This is a genomic window from Nocardioides sp. Z40_12 (genome assembly GCF_058215795.1).
Map to the genome: position 1 here is coordinate 97,401 of NZ_JBZAJA010000003.1, position 15,101 is coordinate 112,501.

Annotated in this window: 15 protein-coding genes and 1 tRNA gene; 5 read left to right on the forward strand and 11 right to left on the reverse strand. The window is 70.8% G+C overall.

Features of this window, described 5'->3' with window-relative positions; all coding sequences use genetic code 11:
- Positions 1-10: 10 nt before the first annotated feature.
- The 5 genes from AC4BG9_RS06770 to AC4BG9_RS06790 form a co-directional block, all read right to left on the reverse strand.
- A complete protein-coding gene (locus tag AC4BG9_RS06770; RefSeq protein ID WP_490570321.1) occupies positions 11-793 on the reverse strand; it encodes an ABC transporter permease in 783 nt (260 codons plus the stop codon).
- A complete protein-coding gene (locus AC4BG9_RS06775; RefSeq protein WP_490570322.1) occupies positions 790-1,728 on the reverse strand; it encodes an ABC transporter ATP-binding protein in 939 nt (312 codons plus the stop codon). Before AC4BG9_RS06775 ends, AC4BG9_RS06770 begins: the two co-directional genes overlap by 4 nt.
- Positions 1,729-1,824: 96 nt before the next feature.
- Complete coding sequence (locus AC4BG9_RS06780) at positions 1,825-3,165, reverse strand: MFS transporter (protein ID WP_490570323.1); 1,341 nt, start codon at positions 3,163-3,165, stop codon at positions 1,825-1,827.
- 25 nt (positions 3,166-3,190) lie between these two features.
- Positions 3,191-4,018 (reverse strand): SDR family oxidoreductase, encoded by an 828-nt coding sequence (locus tag AC4BG9_RS06785; RefSeq protein WP_490570324.1) that lies wholly within the window; start codon positions 4,016-4,018, stop codon positions 3,191-3,193.
- A 154-nt stretch (positions 4,019-4,172) separates the two neighbouring features.
- Positions 4,173-4,255, reverse strand: a tRNA-Tyr gene (locus tag AC4BG9_RS06790).
- A gap of 138 nt (positions 4,256-4,393) precedes the next feature.
- Here AC4BG9_RS06790 and AC4BG9_RS06795 point away from each other — a divergent pair.
- Positions 4,394-4,885 carry a YajQ family cyclic di-GMP-binding protein gene (locus tag AC4BG9_RS06795; RefSeq protein ID WP_490570325.1) on the forward strand — a complete coding sequence of 164 codons (492 nt, stop codon included), beginning with the start codon at positions 4,394-4,396 and terminating at the stop codon, positions 4,883-4,885.
- Positions 4,886-4,898: 13 nt separating this feature from the next.
- Positions 4,899-5,222, forward strand: a complete 324-nt coding sequence (locus AC4BG9_RS06800; RefSeq protein WP_490570326.1) for a chorismate mutase — start codon at positions 4,899-4,901, stop codon at positions 5,220-5,222.
- Between the two features lie 349 nt (positions 5,223-5,571).
- Here the strand turns inward: AC4BG9_RS06800 and AC4BG9_RS06805 are convergent, their stop codons facing one another.
- The 4 genes from AC4BG9_RS06805 to AC4BG9_RS06820 are packed head-to-tail and all read right to left on the reverse strand — an operon-like array spanning position 5,572 to position 9,250.
- Positions 5,572-6,552 carry a sulfate/molybdate ABC transporter ATP-binding protein gene (locus AC4BG9_RS06805; RefSeq protein WP_490570327.1) on the reverse strand — a complete coding sequence of 327 codons (981 nt, stop codon included), beginning with the start codon at positions 6,550-6,552 and terminating at the stop codon, positions 5,572-5,574.
- Entirely contained in the window at positions 6,549-7,364 is an 816-nt protein-coding gene (locus AC4BG9_RS06810; protein ID WP_490570328.1) for a sulfate ABC transporter permease, read from the reverse strand. Before AC4BG9_RS06810 ends, AC4BG9_RS06805 begins: the two co-directional genes overlap by 4 nt.
- A complete protein-coding gene (gene cysT / locus AC4BG9_RS06815) occupies positions 7,357-8,205 on the reverse strand; it encodes a sulfate ABC transporter permease subunit CysT (RefSeq protein WP_490570329.1) in 849 nt (282 codons plus the stop codon). The genes AC4BG9_RS06810 and cysT overlap by 8 nt, the downstream gene beginning before the upstream one ends.
- A 7-nt stretch (positions 8,206-8,212) precedes the next feature.
- Positions 8,213-9,250 (reverse strand): sulfate ABC transporter substrate-binding protein, encoded by a 1,038-nt coding sequence (locus AC4BG9_RS06820; RefSeq protein ID WP_490570330.1) that lies wholly within the window; start codon positions 9,248-9,250, stop codon positions 8,213-8,215.
- Positions 9,251-9,535: 285 nt separating this feature from the next.
- Between AC4BG9_RS06820 and AC4BG9_RS06825 the strand changes: the two genes are divergently transcribed.
- A complete protein-coding gene (locus AC4BG9_RS06825; RefSeq protein WP_490570331.1) occupies positions 9,536-11,485 on the forward strand; it encodes a 2-oxoacid:acceptor oxidoreductase subunit alpha in 1,950 nt (649 codons plus the stop codon).
- A complete protein-coding gene (locus tag AC4BG9_RS06830) occupies positions 11,482-12,588 on the forward strand; it encodes a 2-oxoacid:ferredoxin oxidoreductase subunit beta (protein WP_490570332.1) in 1,107 nt (368 codons plus the stop codon). The genes AC4BG9_RS06825 and AC4BG9_RS06830 overlap by 4 nt, the downstream gene beginning before the upstream one ends.
- A gap of 76 nt (positions 12,589-12,664) precedes the next feature.
- On the opposite strand, the gene AC4BG9_RS06835 is transcribed toward AC4BG9_RS06830, so the two are convergent.
- Positions 12,665-13,051, reverse strand: coding sequence for a hypothetical protein (locus AC4BG9_RS06835; RefSeq protein WP_490570333.1), 387 nt, complete (start codon positions 13,049-13,051; stop codon positions 12,665-12,667).
- Positions 13,052-13,165: 114 nt separating this feature from the next.
- On the opposite strand from AC4BG9_RS06835, the gene rarD reads away from it, so the two are divergent.
- Entirely contained in the window at positions 13,166-14,074 is a 909-nt protein-coding gene (gene rarD / locus AC4BG9_RS06840; RefSeq protein ID WP_490570334.1) for an EamA family transporter RarD, read from the forward strand.
- A 35-nt stretch (positions 14,075-14,109) separates the two neighbouring features.
- Here the strand turns inward: rarD and AC4BG9_RS06845 are convergent, their stop codons facing one another.
- Positions 14,110-15,087 carry a polyprenyl synthetase family protein gene (locus AC4BG9_RS06845; protein ID WP_490570651.1) on the reverse strand — a complete coding sequence of 326 codons (978 nt, stop codon included), beginning with the start codon at positions 15,085-15,087 and terminating at the stop codon, positions 14,110-14,112.
- Positions 15,088-15,101: the final 14 nt, after the last annotated feature.

The window sequence follows — 15,101 nt, forward strand, 5'->3', positions numbered from 1 at the left end:
TAGGAGCGGGTCAGCCACGTGGCTCCCACCGCATCGACCGGACCGCCAGGGCCAGGGCCAGCAGGGTCCAGCCGAGGAGGATGGCCATCCCCGGGGCGGCCTCCACCCAGGTCTGCCAGAAGCCGACGACCTGCTCGTCGGAGCCCCGGGCCAGCCCGAACCAGCCGGCGCGGATGAGCTCGTTGACCGCAGCACCGGGCAGCAGGTCCAGGTAGCGCGCGACGCTGTCGGGGACGGCGGGGCCCATGAAGCCGGCCATCGCGATGATCATCACCGGGCCGCTGGTCAGCTGGGCCGACTCCGCGGTCCTGGTCCAGGCGGCGGTCCAGAGCGCCAGGGCGGCGAAGGTGACGATCGCCAGCGCGACGCCGAGCAGGAGCAGAAGGGGGTTGGCCGGCAGGTCGAAGCCCGCGAGCGCGGCGATGGGCACGGTCAGCGCCGTCACCACCAGGGTCAGCACGGCGCCCGGCATCGCCATCGAGGCGACCAGCTCGACGTCGCGGGTCTCCCCGGTCCGGAGCCGCTTGAGCACCAGCTCGTCGCGCCGGGTCACGAACATGGAGAGCAGGTTGTAGTAGCCCGGGAAGAGCAGCGCCATCAGCAGTGCGATGCCGATGGTGGCGGTGCCGGCCATCGGGTCCGGCTCCGGGGCGAGGAAGAGCAGCCCCAGCGGGACCAGCGGGACCAGGAAGGCGTAGAGCATCGTGGTCCGGTTGCGGATCATCAGGATCGCGTTGAAGCGGGCCAGGCCCAGGGTGCGCGAGACGGCGGGGATCTGGGTCGCGGTGCTCATCGGGTGGCTCCCTGCAGGTCGGAGGTGGGATCGGAGGCGAGGGCGAGGAAGACCGACTCGAGCGTCGCGGTGCGGGCCTCCAGCAGGTCGAGGGTGACGCCGCGGTCGCGGGCGTCGAGGAGCAGCCGGGTCAGCGCCGGCTGGAGCTCCGCGGTCCGCAGCACGGTGCGGTCGCCGTCGCGGGACTCCTCGACGCCGTCGGGGACCATGAGCGGCTGGCTCGGGGTGCGGAAGGAGATCTCGGCCGGGTGCCCGGCGACGATCTCGGGAAGGGTGCCGGCCCGCACGATCTCGCCGGCTCGCATGATCGAGACGTGGTCGGCGAGCGCCTCGGCCTCCTCCAGGTAGTGGGTGGTCAGCACCACGGTGGCCCCCTCGTCGCGGAGCCGGCGTACCAGCTCCCAGACGGCGCGGCGGCTCTCCGGGTCCAGCCCGGTGGTCGGCTCGTCGAGCATCACCAGCTCGGGGTGCCCGGTGAGGGTGCACGCCAGGTCGACCCGGCGGTGCTCGCCGCCCGAGAGGGCGCGCATCCGCGAGTCGGCGTGCCGGGTGAGGTCGAGCATCTCCATCGACTCCTCGACCGGGCGGGCGCCGGTGACGGTCGCCGCCCACATGGTGAGCGTCTCGCGGACCGTCAGGTCGCCGACGAACCCGCTGCGCTGCAGCAGCACCCCGGTACGGCGACGCACCTCGGCGCGGTCGGCGACCGGGTCGAGACCGAGCACCCGGACCTCACCGGCGCTGGCGGGCGAGAGCCCCTCGATCACCTCCAGCGCCGAGGTCTTGCCCGCCCCGTTGACCCCCAGCAGTGCGTGGATGCTGCCGGCCGGCACGGTGAGGTCGATGCCGCGGACCGCCTCGAAGGCGTCGTCGCCGGTGCCGTAGGTCCGGCGCAGCCCGCGGACCTCCAGCGCTGCCTGTGTCGTCTGGTTCATGGCTCCACCGTCTCCCGGGTCCGGGGGGCTCACCAGTGTCGGGCGTCATGGAGGGGTCGCCGGAACGCACGGGCGGGGCATGACACCTGTCACGCCCTAGACGCCGTCGTCGCCCACCCCGGGATGGACGAAGGGGCGACCGGCCTTCATCTGCGCCACCGCGCCGGGGTGCACGCGCTGCAGGTGGGTCACCGCCCGGCGCCGGAACCGCAGCACCTGGCAGGCCCCGAAGGCCCAGAAGAGGTACTGGGTGGCCATCGCCCACCGGAAGTCGTCCAGGTCGTAGGCGCCCATGCCGCCGGGCTCGCGCAGGTCGAGGACCACCCCGATCACCGCCATGGTCAGCAGGCTGGCCACGAAGCCGCCGACGTTGACGATCCCGTTGGCCCGGCCCAGGGCCCGCACCGGGGTGAAGGTGCGGGCCAGGTCGAAGCCGATCATCGACGCCGGACCCCCGCTGGCCGTCGCGAAGGCCATCACCACCAGCAACCAGGCGGGCGACGGCCCGGGGTGCAGCAGCACCGCGCCCCAGGCCAGTGCCATCGCCGCGACGATGCCGAGGACCAGCCACGACCGGTACCAGGGCCAGCGCGCGACCGCGGCGCCCAGCAGCAGGCCGCTGACCACCACCCAGCCGGTCATCAGCATCATCAGGGTGCCGGCGGCGACCTCGGACCAGCCCTGGCCGCGGACCAGGAACGGGAAGCCCCACAGCAACGCGAAGACGGTCCCGGAGAACTGCGCGGTGAAGTGGGTCCACATGCCCAGCCGGGTGCCGGGGTTGCCCCAGACGGTGCGCACCGACGAGGCGAGCGCGCGGAACTTCACCCGGACCACCCCCTCGGAGCGGTAGGGCGTGTCCTTGACCAGCAGCGCGACGGCGACCAGCAGCACCACCCCGAGGCTGGAGGCGGCCGCGAACGTCCGGGTCCAGCCGAGGTGCTCCAGCAGCAGGGTCAGCGGGGCGGCCGCGACCACCGCCCCGAGCTGGCCTCCCCACCCGGTCACCTGGGTGACCATCGGCGCCTGCCGGACCAGGAACCAGACGGCGACCAGCCGGATCACGCTGACGAAGATCATGGCGTCGCCGGCCCCGAGCAGGGCGCGGGCCAGCACCGCCACCCCGAAGGAGGTGGCGAAGGCGAAGACGAGCTGCGCCAGCGTCATCAGCGCGAGCCCGCCGAGCAGCAGCGCGCGGGAGCCGTAGCGGTCCAGCAGCACCCCGACCGGGACCTGCATCGCGGCGTAGACGACGAGCTGGAGGACGGTGAAGAACGCCAGCTCGGTCGCGGTGATGCCGAACCGCTCGGAGGCCAGCAGCCCGGCCACTCCCAGCGAGCTGCGGTGGAAGATCGCCAGGACGTAGACCGCCATGGCGACCAGCCAGATGCTCCAGGCCCGCCGCCGTCCTATCCGGTGGAGCTGCTCGGGGGGCATGCCGCGAGTCTGCCCCACCCGGGCCTCAGAGCAGGAGGGTGCCCATGTCGACCGCCAGGGTCTGCCCGGTGACGAAGCGCGCCTCGTCGGAGCAGAGCCACGCCACGGCGTGGGTGATCTCCTCGGGCTCGACGGGACCCCGCTCCATCACGTTGGCCATCCACCCGCCGGGGGCGTCGCCGGAGAGGTCGGAGCTGAAGAAGTCGTTGACGATCATCTTCGTGGAGACGCCGGCGGGGATCACGGTGTTGACCCGGACGCCGTGCTTGCCGAGCACCATGGCGAAGTTCCTCATCAAGGACAGGACCCCGGTCTTGGCCGCGCCGTAGCCCATCTGGCCGGGGTTGAGCATCTCCTCCTTGTAGGCGACCCCGATGAAGCTGGAGGTCGACCCGGTGATGCAGATGGCACCGCCGCGCCCACGCTCGATCAGGCCCGGGGTGACCGCGCGGAGCAGGAAGTAGACGCCGTTCAGCATCGTGGCGACCGAGTCGTGCCACGCCTGGATGTCGTTCTTCCGGTCGCCGTAGCTGGCCATGATCCCGGCGTTGGCGAGAACGATGTCGATCCCGCCGAACCGCTCCTCCGCGGCGGCGACCGCGGCCTCGACGGCCGCCTGGTCGCGCACGTCGCCCTGGATCGTCAGCACCTCGGCACCGAGGTCCTTGAGCGCGCGCTCGGTCTCGGCGAGGTCGTCGGGCGTCGAGAGCGGGTAGGCGACGGTGTCGATCTGGGCCGCGATGTCCATGATGGCGACGTTCGCACCCTCGCTCGCCAGGCGCATGGCGTGCGAGCGGCCCTGGCCGCGCGCCCCGCCGGTGATGAAGGCCGTCTTGCCGTCGAAGCGTCCCATGGTGATCTCCCAATCTGCGTAGTCTCCACGGGTCCCGGCCGGGGCTCCCGTGGCCCACACCATAGCAATGATGTGCATGAATTAGCCATGGCTGACGCATCCCCGGAAACGCCGCTGGCCCCCGCCGTCAGGCGGGGGCCAGCGTCTGTGGATGTGGCAGGTGAAGGATTCGAACCTTCGAAGGCGTAAGCCGACGGATTTACAGTCCGCTCCCATTGGCCGCTCGGGCAACCTGCCTCACACCGTCGACCCGGAGTCCGTTTGAACCCCTGGCCGACGAGAAGGAAGAATAGCCCAAGCACCGCGTGCAGGGACAAATCAGGTCCCCGACCCCAGCGCGGCGCCAGCACGCCACCAGCCAGCACAGGAGAGAACATGGCCGACTCGTCGTTCGACATCGTGAGCAAGCTGGACCGCCAGGAGGTCGACAACGCGCTGGGCCAGACCGCCCGCGAGGTCGCCACCCGGTTCGACTTCAAGGGCACCGGCGCCACCATCGAGTGGCAGGGCGAGCACGCCATCGAGATCACCGCCTCGGCCGACGACCGCGCCACCGCCGTCCTCGACGTCTTCAAGGACAAGCTGATCAAGCGTCAGCAGTCGCTGAAGATCCTCGACGCCTCCGAGCCGCGCCCCTCGGGCCAGCAGTCGAAGATCTCGATCACCCTCAAGGAGGGGATCACCTCCGAGGACGCCAAGAAGATCTCCAAGCTCATCCGCGACGAGGGCCCCAAGGGCGTCAAGGCGCAGATCCAGGGCGACGAGCTGCGCGTCTCCTCCAAGAAGCGCGACGACCTGCAGGCCGTGCAGCAGCTGGTGAAGTCCCAGGACCTGGACTTCGCGGTCCAGTTCACCAACTACCGCTGAGGGCAGGGGCGTCGTGACCGAGAGCCCCGCACCTCCCCCCGCCGACCAGCCGCACCCGGCGGACCTGCCAGACCTGGCCGCCGTGCGGCTGGCCATCGACGAGCTCGACAGCCGGCTGGTGGGTCTCCTCGTGGCGCGCCAGCACCTGGTGGCCCGGGCCTCGGACTTCAAGACCGACGACGCGGCCGTGCGCGCGCCCGCCCGCGCCGCAGCGGTCGTCGAGCGTGCGGCGAGCCGGGCCGAGGAGTCGGGCGGGTCTGGCGCGCTCGTGGGGCGGATCTACGCCGCGATGGTGGGGTCCTTCATCGAATTCGAACGCGAGGTCCACCGCAGCTGAGCGCCGGCGGTCGCCACGGGGGCACTCCCGGGGCCAGGGAGACGAGTCGGTGCTGTTGCGGCACCGTGAGGCTCCAGGCGCACAGACCCCACACCCCCATCACCACGGCGGCGCCAGCCCACGAGGAATAGTGGAAAAGGAAACTTGCCCACGCTGATTCAGAATTCAAGAGAAATGCGCCGCACGGCGTTCCTCTTCATTCCGCGCGAATAGCACGCACATGCCACGTGGGTCCATCTGGCGACCGCTCAGGGGATCGTGGACTAGACATCTTGCGCCGGCGGATCACACGTGACGAAGAACACGCCCGAGAACCCCTCGCCGCGTGCCCGCCGGCGCCCCGCCCTGACTAGGAGAGGGCAACCTGGCGCGGCGGCATCACGGTCGCGCCCTCGGCCGGGCTCAGCCAGACCGTGGCGCCCTCGACCAGGCCCAGCGAGCGGGCGTGGGTGCGGGTCAGCTGCACGGTGACCTCCTCGCCGTCCAGGGTGTGCACGGTCAGCCGCACCTCGAAGCCGATCCGCAGCACCCGGGCCACCGTGCCCTCGACCACGCCGGCCACCTGCGGGGAGACCGCGACGTCGATGTCGTGCGGGCGGATGGCGTGCCCGCCCAGCGTGGTCACGTCGCCGAGGAAGCTCATCACGAAGTCGCTGGCCGGCTCGTCGTAGAGCTGGTCGGGGGTGCCGATCTGCTCGACCCGTCCCTCGTTGATCACCACGATCTGGTCGGAGACCTCCAGCGCCTCCTCCTGGTCGTGGGTGACGAAGACCGTGGTCACGTGCACCTCGTCGTGCAGACGCCGCAGCCAGTCGCGCAGCTCCTTGCGGACCTTGGCGTCCAGGGCGCCGAACGGCTCGTCGAGCAGCAGCACCGTCGGCTCTACCGCGAGCGCGCGGGCGAGCGCCATCCGCTGGCGCTGGCCGCCGGAGAGCTGCGAGGGCAGCCGGTGGCCGAACTGGGAGAGGTGGACCAGCTCGAGCAGCTCCTCGACCCGGCGCCTGACCTCGTCCTTGGGCCGCTTGCGGATCTCCAGCCCGAAGGCGACGTTCTTGGCCACGCTCATGTGCTTGAACGCCGCGTAGTGCTGGAAGACGAAGCCCACGTTGCGCTTCTGCGGCGAGAGCCGGGTGGCGTCCACGCCCTCGATCTCGATGGTGCCGGAGTCGGCGCTCTCCAGGCCCGCGATGATCCGCAGCAGGGTGGACTTGCCGCCGCCGCTGGGGCCCAGCAGCGCGGTGAGCTGGCCGGTGGGGATGGAGACGTTGACGTCCTGCAGCGCGACGAAGTCACCGAACTTCTTGTGCAGACCCTTGACCTCGATGCTCATGCGCGTGCGCCTTTCTTTGCTGACTTCTCGTTGCTGGGACGGAGGATGGCGACGATGACGATGCACAGGACCGAGACCATGGCGAGGAGGAAGGCCATCGCGTACGCCCCCTGCTGGTCGAAGTTGAGGTACTTCTCCTCCACCACGAGGGTGGCGGTGCGGGTCTCCCCCAGCACGTTGCCGGAGACGACCTTGACGGCGCCGAACTCGCCGAGCGACCGGGCCAGTGAGAGCACCACGCCGTAGACGACCGCCCACTTGATGCCGGGCAGGGTGATCCGCCAGAAGGTCTGCCAGGCGCTGGCGCCCAGGCTGGTGGCGGCCTGCTCCTGCTCGATGCCGATCTCCTCCAGGGTCGGCACCACCTCCCTGATCACCAGGGGCAGCGCGACGAAGGCGGTGGCCATGATGATGCCGGGGGTGGAGAAGATGACCTGGAACCCCGCCGACTCCAGGGAGGGGCCGAACCAGCCGCCCTGGCCGCCGTAGACCAGGACCAGCGCGAGGCCGACCACGATCGGCGAGACCGAGAGGGGCAGGTCGATCAGGGCGCTGAGGATCCGCTTCCCGGGGAAGGTGTAGCGGACCAGCAGCAGGGACATCCCGACCCCGAAGAGGGTGTTGATGAGGACCGCGGTGAGGGCCGCGACCACGGTGAGCCGCAGCGCCACCTGGACGTCCGGGTCCTGCAGCACCTCGACCAGCGCGGTGGGCCCGCCGTCGAAGGTGTTGATCGCGACCAACGAGACCGGCCACGCCACCAGCAGGAACAGGTAGGCGACGACCACGAGCCGGAGCACGTACTTAACCACGCTTGGACACCTTCCTCTGGATCACGTCGAGCAGCACGATCACGGTCAGCGAGATCATCAGCAGGACGGTGGCGGTGGCCGCGGCCGCGGCGACGTTGTCGTTCTCGATGCTGCCGAGGATGCGCACCGAGGTGACCTCGGTCTTGAAGGGCAGGTTGCCGGAGAGGAGGACCAGCGAGCCGTACTCGCTGACCCCGCGGGCGAAGGAGAGCGCCGCGCCGGCGGCGATCGCCGGCACCAGGCTGGGCAGGATGACCCGGCGGAACGTGGTGATCCTGCTGGCCCCGAGGGAGGCGGCCGCCTCCTCGACGTCCTTCTCGAGCTCGGCGAGCACCGGCTGCACCATCCGGACGACGAACGGCAGGGTGACGAAGAGGAAGGCCAGGAAGACGCTGGCCCGGGTGTTGACCACGTCGAACCCCAACGGGCTGTCGCGACCGTAGAGCGAGAGGAGCACCAGGCCCGCGACGATGGTGGGCAGCGCGAAGGGGATGTCGATCAGGATCTCCAGGGCGCCCTTGCCCCAGAAGTGGTCGCGCACCAGCACCCACGCGATCAGCGTGCCCATGACGACGTTGACCAGGGTGACCAGGGCCGCCTGGGAGACGGTCAGCTTGATGGCGGCCGACGTCTGCTCGTTGGTGATCGTGGTCCAGAACGCTCCCCAGCCGCCCTCGGCCGCGGTCACCACCACGGCGCACAGAGGGATGAGGACGAGCAGGCTGAACCAGATCATGGCCACGCCCAGGCCGACGCCGGACGTGGCGGTCAGGTTCGTGCCGAGGGCCGGCCGGCGCCTGCGCGCCGACCGGCCAGCGGCCTCGATGGAGACACTCGTCATGGAGTGGTCATTCGCCCTTGCCCGACGCGGCGATGGCCTTGGTGACAAGGCCGTCCTCCTCGTCGAAGAACTTGGTGGAGAGGTCGTCCCAGCTGCCGAAGTCCTCGGCCACCGTCATCAGGTCGGGGACGACCGGGAACGGGTCGGACGGGTCCTTGGCACCCTCGACGGTGCCGCCGTAGTCGACGTCGTCGCGGATCGGGCGGAAGCCGGTGAGGGCGAACTGCCGCTGGCCCTCGTCGCTGAGGACGAACTCCAGCCAGTCCTCCGCCGCCGGGTCGGCCTCGGTCAGGATGGCGCCCGGGTTCTCGATCAGCAGGGTGGTCTCCGGGATGATGTACTCGAACTCCTCGCCGTTCTGCGCGGCCAGGATCGCCTCGTTCTCGTAGGCCATCAGCACGTCGCCGCTGCCGCCGAGGAAGGCGGTGGTGGCGTCCCGGCCGCTGCCGGGCAGGGAGACGACGTTGGCGAAGAACTTGTCGACGTACTCCGTGGCCTCCTGCTCGGTGCCGCCCTTGCGGATGACCTGTCCGTAGGCCGCGAGCGCGTTCCACCGGGCCGCCCCCGAGGAGGCCGGGTTGGGCGTCACGATCTCGACGCCGGGCTTGATCAGGTCGTCCCAGTCCTCGATGCCCTTGGGGTTGCCGTCGCGGACGCCGAAGACGACCACGGAGCGGGAGACGACACCCTTGTTCTCCCCCGCGTCCCAGTCGTCGGCGACGAGACCGGCGTCGACCAGGCGGGTCACGTCGCTGGCCACCGAGAAGTGGACGTAGTCGGCGTCGAGGCCGGCCTCGACGGCGCGGCTCTGGTCGCCCGAGGCGCCGTACGACGTCTTGAACCGGTAGCCCTTGCCGGCGTCGGTCTTGACGAACTCCTCGCCGATGGCCTTGTTGGCCGCCTCGGGAACGGCGAACCCGACGATGCTGAGCGTCTTGTCGTCCCCATCGGCGGCGTCCGACCCGCCGCCGCAGGCGCTCAGCGCCAGCATGGCCAGCCCGATGCCTGCTGCGGCGATGCCTCGACCCTTGGTGCTCGACCTCATGTTGCTGCTCCCTCTGGCGGCCGCCTCGCGGCGGCGTGAACTGGTGTTTGAGGAGTAAGGTACTGCACTTTAGTGTCTTACTCAGCATATGAGACATTACCTGTCACGTGTCGGGCGTCACATCTCTGCGCGTGGGGGACTTCAAGACGCGACGACGCGCGGCTTGCCTCGGGGTTAGTGTTGAATCCGCGCGCCTCCCCCCGGGGGCGCGTGCATGCGGAGGCAACCCCACCTCCGCCCCCCCGCACGCAAGGGCACACAGCAGATGCAGAAGGAAGGCCCGCAGTGACCAAGCAGGTCAAGCAGCTGGACCGCGTCATCATCCGGTTCGCCGGCGACTCCGGTGACGGCATGCAGCTCACCGGTGACCGGTTCACCCAGGAGTCGGCCGCCTTCGGCAACGACCTGGCGACGTTCCCCAACTTCCCCGCCGAGATCCGCGCCCCCCAGGGCACCCTCCCGGGCGTCTCGTCCTTCCAGGTCCACTTCGCCGACCACGACATCCTCACCCCGGGCGACCGCCCCGACGTGCTGGTGGCGATGAACCCCGCCGCCCTGCGCGCCAACCTGGGCGACCTGCCGAAGGGCGCGACGATCATCGTCGACACCCACGACTTCACCGGTCGCAACCTGACCAAGGCGGGCTACGTCGGCTCCCCGCTGGACGACGACTCGCTCGCGGAGTTCTCCGTCCACCCCCTCGACCTGACCGGCATGACGGTCGAGGCGGTCAAGGAGTTCGGCCTCTCCCGCAAGGACGCCGCCCGCGCCAAGAACATGTTCGCCCTCGGCCTGCTGTCGTGGATGTACGGCCGCCCCACCGAGACCACGGTCGAGTTCCTCTCGCGGCGGTTCGCCAAGGTCCCCGACATCCGCGACGCCAACATCACCGCCTTCAAGGCGGGCTGGAACTTCGGCGAGACCACCGAGGCGTTCGCGGTCTCCTACGAGATCAAGCCGGCCACGATGGCTCCGGGCACCTACCGCAACATCACCGGCAACCTGGCCCTGGCCTACGGCCTGGTGGCCGGCGGCGTCCAGTCCGGCCTGCCGGTCTTCCTGGGCTCCTACCCGATCACCCCGGCCTCCGACATCCTCCACGAGCTGAGCAAGCACAAGTCCTTCGGCGTCACCACCTTCCAGGCCGAGGACGAGATCGCCGGCGTCGGCTCCGCCATCGGCGCCTCGTTCGCCGGTCACCTCGGGGTGACCACCACCTCGGGCCCGGGCGTGGCCCTGAAGTCCGAGGCGATCGGCCTGGCCGTGATGACCGAGCTGCCGCTGGTCGTCGTCGACGTGCAGCGCGGCGGCCCCTCCACGGGTCTGCCCACCAAGACCGAGCAGGCCGACCTGCTGCAGGCGATGTTCGGCCGCAACGGCGAGTCGCCGCTGCCGGTGATCGCCCCGCAGTCGCCCGGCGACTGCTTCGACGCCGCGCTCGAGGCGTGCCGGATCGCGATCACCTACCGCACCCCGGTGATGCTGCTCTCCGACGGGATGCTGGCCAACGGCTCGGAGCCGTGGCGGATCCCCGAGATCTCCGAGCTGGCCGCCATCGAGCCCCGCTTCGCCACCGAGCCCAACCACACCTCGACCCGCAAGGACGCCAAGACCGGCGAGCAGAGCGAGGTGACCGACTTCTGGCCCTACCTGCGTGACGCCGACACCCTGGCGCGTCCCTGGGCGGTGCCGGGCACCGCAGGGCTCGAGCACCGGATCGGCGGCCTGGAGAAGGCCGACGGCCACGGCAACATCTCCTACGACCCGGCCAACCACGACCTGATGGTGCGCACCCGGGCCGCCAAGATCGCGCGGATCGCCGACGCCCTCCCCCCGCTGGAGGTCGACGACCCCGGCGCCGCCGAAGGGCGCGGAGCCAACGTGCTGGTCATCGGCTGGGGCTCGACCTACGGGCCGATCGGCGCCGCGGTCCGCCGTGTCCGCCGGGCCGGCGGCCGCGTCGCCCAGACGCACCTGCGCCACATCAACCCGTTCCCCCGGGACCTCGGCGAGGTCCTGGCCCGCTACGACAAGGTGCTGGTGCCGGAGATGAACCTCGGCCAGCTCTCGCTGCTGCTGCGCGCCGAGTACCTCGTCGACACCGTGGGCTACAACCAGGTCAACGGCATGCCCATCAAGGCCGCCGAGCTCGCCGAGGTCATCGGCAGCCTCGTCGGCGAGGTCGAGGGCACCCCCGTCGACCTGACCGAGTCCGTCGAAGGAGTCCTGCGATGAGCACCACCACCGACCTGCCGTTCCCCACCACCGGCACCGCCGGCGTCCCCACGATCGCCGAGGGCGAGAAGCAGACCGGCAAGGACTTCACCTCCGACCAAGAGGTCCGCTGGTGCCCCGGCTGCGGCGACTACGCCGTCCTCAAGGCCGTCCAGTCCTTCCTCCCCGACCTCGGACTCCGACGCGAGAACATCGTCTTCGTCTCCGGCATCGGCTGCTCCTCCCGCTTCCCCTACTACCTCGACACCTACGGGATGCACTCCATCCACGGCCGAGCCCCCTCCATCGCCACCGGCATCGCCACCGCCCGCGAAGACCTCTCCGTCTGGGTCGTCACCGGCGACGGCGACGCCCTCTCCATCGGCGGCAACCACCTCATCCACGCCCTGCGCCGCAACGTCAACATGACGATCCTGCTCTTCAACAACCGCATCTACGGCCTCACCAAGGGCCAGTACTCCCCCACCTCCGAAGCCGGCAAGGTCACCAAGTCCACCCCCATGGGCTCCCTCGACCACCCCTTCAACCCCGTCTCCCTGGCGCTGGGCGCCGAAGCCTCCTTCGTGGCCCGCACCATCGACTCCGACCGCAAGCACCTCACCGCAGTGCTCGCCGCCGCCGCCGCCCACCGCGGCACCTCCCTGGTCGAGATCTACCAGAACTGCCCCATCTTCAACGACGGCGCCTTCGACGCCATCAAGAACCCCGACACCAAGGCCGACGCCATCATCCCCCTGGTCCACGGCGAACAGATCCGCTTCGGCCCCCACGACGACAACGGCCACGGCACCAAGGTCCTCATCCGCGACGAGGTCACCGGCGGCGTCCGCGCCGCCCTCGCCACCGACGTCGCAGAAGACCAGATCCTCATCCACGACGCCCACAACCCCGACCCCACCCTCGCCTTCGCCATCAGCCGCCTCACCGACTCCGGCTACCTCAACCAGTCCCCCATCGGCATCTTCCGCGCCGTCGAACGCCCCACCTACGACGACCAGGCCCGCGAACAGCTCACCCTCGCCGGCGGCTCCTCGGCCCAGGAGGACCCGAAGGCCCGGCTCGCCTCGCTGATCGGCGGCGGCGACACCTGGACCGTGGTCTGAGCAGACTCCGCACGTCAACAGCACGAGAGCCCCACGCCGATGGCGTGGGGCTCTCGGGCTGTTCAGGGCAGGCGCGTCAGCGGTTCTTCAGGATGACGCCGATGCGGGTGCTCCGCGAGCGGGCGTAGCCGTCCTGGGCGTTGATCTGGATGCGGTAGAGCCACTTGCCCTTCGTCCGCGGGGCGTAGATCCGCGTCTTCAGGACGCCGAGATCGTTGGTCTTGACCTTCTTGACCTTCTTCCACCGGCACTTGCCGCAGGTCTTGCGCTGGATGACCGCCTTGCCACCGATCAGGTCCTGCACGGTGGCCGTGAGCTGGAAGGACCGCCAGTTCTTCTGCGTCGTCTGCCACTCGATCGTCCGGACCGGACGGTCGTCGGCGTGGGCCGGGACGGTGCCGAGCAGAGTGGCCCCCAGCAGCGTGGCGGTCAGGGTGGCGATGAGTGCGCGGAAGATCCGCATGTGTGTGTACCCCCGGTGTGGCGTGTGGACGGAGTGTTGGTCCGCTCATCCTAGGACGGGGACCCTCATGGGGGTGTCGATACCCGGCGAGGACCCGGCGCCTAGGCTGGGCCGGTGAGCAGGACGGGGGCTGGTCTGGGGTTCGGCCTGGCGGCCTACGTGATCTGGGGCGCCTTCCCCCTCTACTGGCCGCTCCTCGAGCCGGCGGGGGCGCTGGAGATCCTGGCCCACCGGGTCCTGTGGTCCGCGGTGTGCATGGTCCTGGTGGTGCTGCTGCTCGGCCGCGGCCGCCAGCTGCGCGCGCTGGTCGCCGACCGGCGTACCGTCGCGCTGCTCGGCTTCGCGGCCGCGGTGATCAGCGTCAACTGGGGCGGCTACATCTGGGGCGTCAACCACGGGCGCGTGGTGGAGGCCTCGCTGGGCTACTTCATCAACCCGCTGGTCACGGTGCTGCTGGGGGTCCTCCTCCTCGGCGAGCGGCTACGGGGCCGGCAGTGGCTCGCCCTGGGCGTCGCCGCGCTCGCCGTCGTGGTCCTCACCGTCGACTACGGGCGGCCCCCGTGGCTCGCGCTGCTGCTGGCCTTCAGCTTCGGCACCTACGGCCTGGCCAAGAAGAAGGCCGACGCCGGGGCGATCGAGTCGCTCACCGTCGAGACCGTGCTGCTGGCCCCGATCGCCGGGGCGTACGTCGGCTGGCTGACCCTGAGCGGCTCGGCCCAGTTCGGGTCCCACGGCGCCGGCCAGGCGCTCCTCTTCGTCACCAGCGGGATCGTGACCGCCGTCCCGCTGGTGCTCTTCGGGGCCGCCGCGACCCGGGTCAGCCTCGTCGGCCTGGGCCTGCTGCAGTACCTCACGCCGATCCTGCAGTTCGCCCTCGGGGTGCTGTGGTTCGGCGAGGAGATGCCGGCCGGCCGCTGGGTCGGCTTCGGCCTGGTCTGGCTCGCCCTGGTGCTGCTGAGCGCGGAGATGATCTCGCACCGCCGCCAGCTCGCCCGGACCGTCGCCGCGGGACCGGCCCACTGACCCTCCCCGCGCGTGGGGAGGTCGCCTACGGCCGTTCAGGCCGAGCGGACGGCGACCACGTCGGCGAAGGCCTCGAGCGCCTGTCGCGCCGGCCCCTCGGGCAGCACGGAGAGCAGCGCCTTGGCCTCGCCGGCCTGCTTCTCGACGTAGGCACGGGCCTGGGCCATCGCGGGGTTGCGGCGCAGCAGGTCGAGGGTCTCGGCGTGCAGCGCGTCGTCGCTGAGGTCCTGGCCGAGCAGCTCGCGCAGCCGCGCGTCGGCGGGGTCCTCCGAGCGCAGGGCCAGGAGGACGGGCAGGGTGAGCACCCCCTCGCGCAGGTCGGTGCCCGGGGTCTTGCCCGACTCGTAGGACTCCGAGGCGATGTCGAGGATGTCGTCGGAGAGCTGGAAGGCCGAGCCCACCAGCTCGCCGTAGGACGTCAGCGCGGCGACCACCTCGTCGGAGGCGCCACCGAACATCGCGCCGTAGCGGGCGGAGGTGGCGATCAGCGAGCCGGTCTTGCCGGCCACCACCTCGAGGTAGTGGTCGAGCGGGTCGGCGCCCGGCGCGGCGCTGACCGTCTCCAGCACCTGCCCCTGGACCAGCCGGGAGAAGGTCTGCGCCTGGATGCGCACGGCGTCCGCGCCCAGGTCGGCGGTCAGCTCCGAGGACCGGGAGAACAGGAAGTCGCCGATCAGGATCGCCACGTGGTTGTCCCAGCGGGCGTTGGCCGAGTCGGCCCCGCGCCGCAGGTCGGCCTCGTCCATCACGTCGTCGTGGTAGAGCGAGGCGAGGTGGGTCAGCTCGACGACGCAGGCCGCGGTGAGCACCTCGGGCGCCCACGGCCGGGGACCGGTCTCGGCCGCCAGCAGGACCAGGAGCGGCCGGAACCTCTTGCCCCCCGCGGAGAGCAGGTGGCCGGCGGCCTGGGTCACGAAGTCGGCGCTGCCGCGCACGTGCCCGGCGAGCGCGACCTCGACCTCGGCGAGCCGCTCCCTCAGCCGTGCCGCCAGCTCGTCGTCGACGACGGGCAGGGCGAGTGCGGGGG